Source organism: Actinomadura fulvescens (assembly GCF_039533225.1).
GTDB classification, from domain to species: domain Bacteria; phylum Actinomycetota; class Actinomycetes; order Streptosporangiales; family Streptosporangiaceae; genus Spirillospora; species Spirillospora fulvescens.
In genome coordinates this window covers 1-1,602 of the sequence record NZ_BAAATD010000048.1, presented here as the reverse complement: position 1 = coordinate 1,602, position 1,602 = coordinate 1, and the positions used below count along the sequence as shown (strand labels likewise).

The 1,602-nt window shown below is 69.5% G+C and carries 1 pseudogene; it reads left to right on the top strand.

Features of this window, described 5'->3' with window-relative positions:
• Window positions 1-404: 404 nt before the first annotated feature.
• Window positions 405-1,490, top strand: a pseudogene (locus ABD333_RS47355) (IS30 family transposase); the annotation flags it as partial.
• Window positions 1,491-1,602: the final 112 nt, after the last annotated feature.

Below are 1,602 nucleotides of genomic sequence, written 5' to 3'. Positions count from 1 at the left end.
CACGGCCATCGCGTTCGTTCTCCTTCGGTTCTTGGTCGATTCGAAGGATCACGCGGTGGCCGTCTCACGTCCCGACGACACGCCCTTCACCAGCGGAAACTCATACACCACCCCCGTGGACGCAACCTCAAGGGGTTGTCGCAACACCTGAGGTGCAGGGGTGTGCGATGGGGCGGTTGGTGCGTGAGCGTGAGTTGTTTCTTGCGTTGGTCGCTGAGGGGGTGTCGACGGCTGAGGCGTCGGTGCGTGTAGGGGTGCATCCGCGGACGGGTCATGAGTGGCGGTTCGGGCGGCCTGCTGGTGGGGTGAAGCCTGCTGGTGTTCCGGCTGCGCAGGCAGGGCCGGAGGTCGGGACGCGTCTGGTGCGGCAGCGGTGGCTCTACCGTGTGCTGGTGGAGCAGGGGATGAGCAACGCTCAGGCGTGTCAGATCGTGGGGGTGCATGAGCGCACCGGGCGTGAATGGCGGGACGGCAGGCCGCCCGGCTTGGCCAAGCCGGCTCGGGCGTCGGTGTTGACCGAGCCGGCGCTGGCGGGTGTGCGGGTGGAGGAACTGCTGGCCGAGGCGGCGGCGGGCCGGCCGGACCGGGTGAGGTCACCGGCACGGCGGTCACCGGCGGGGCAGGTCCCGATGAGCCGCCGGTTTCTGGACCAGGACGAACGGATCGTGATCGCCGATGGGGTGCGGGCCGGCCGAACGGTCCGGTCGATCGCCGCTGAGCTGGGACGGGCCCCTTCCACCATCAGCCGGGAGATCGGCCGCAACCGGCATCCGGCCGGTGGCGACTACCGCCCGCACGCCGCGCACGCCCGCGCCCAGGCACGCCGTCCCCGGCCCAAACCCCGCAAGATCGCCTGTCACGCCGGGTTGCGCCAGGCCATCACCCACGCCCTGGCGCAATGCTGGAGTCCTGAGCAGATCGCCCGCTGGCTGCGCAAACAGTTCCCCGACCGGCCGCAGATGCAGGTGTCACACGAGACCATCTACCAAAGCCTGTATCTGCAAGGCCGCGGTGAACTCCGCCGCGAACTGGCCCAGGCGCTGCGGACGGGCCGCGCCGTCCGCCGCCCCCGGCGCCGCCCCGATCAGCGGCAGTCTCGCTTCACCCACCCGATGGTGATGATCAGCGACCGTCCCGCCGAGGCCGAGGACCGGGCCGTTGCGGGCCACTGGGAAGGCGACCTGATCATCGGCAAGGACCAGGCCTCGGCGATCGGCACCCTGGTCGAGCGCGCCACCCGCTACGTGCTGCTGGTCCACCTGCCCGGCAACCGCGAAGCAGCCACCGTCCGCGACGCCCTGGCCGCCACCATGCAGACCCTGCCCACCCACCTCAAACGCTCACTGACCTGGGACCAAGGCGCCGAAATGGCGCTGCATCATCAGTTCTCCATCGCCACCGACATCCCGGTCTACTTCTGCGACCCACACTCACCCTGGCAACGCGGATCCAACGAGAACACCAACGGCCTACTCCGCCAGTACTTCCCGACTTCTATGGCTGCAGCGGCATCGTGGTCGGGTTAGCTGCCCGTAGCCTGCCGCAGGATGTCGGGCGGGCTGGCTCGAGTACTTCCTGCCGCCCTCCGAGGGTTGGCTCGCT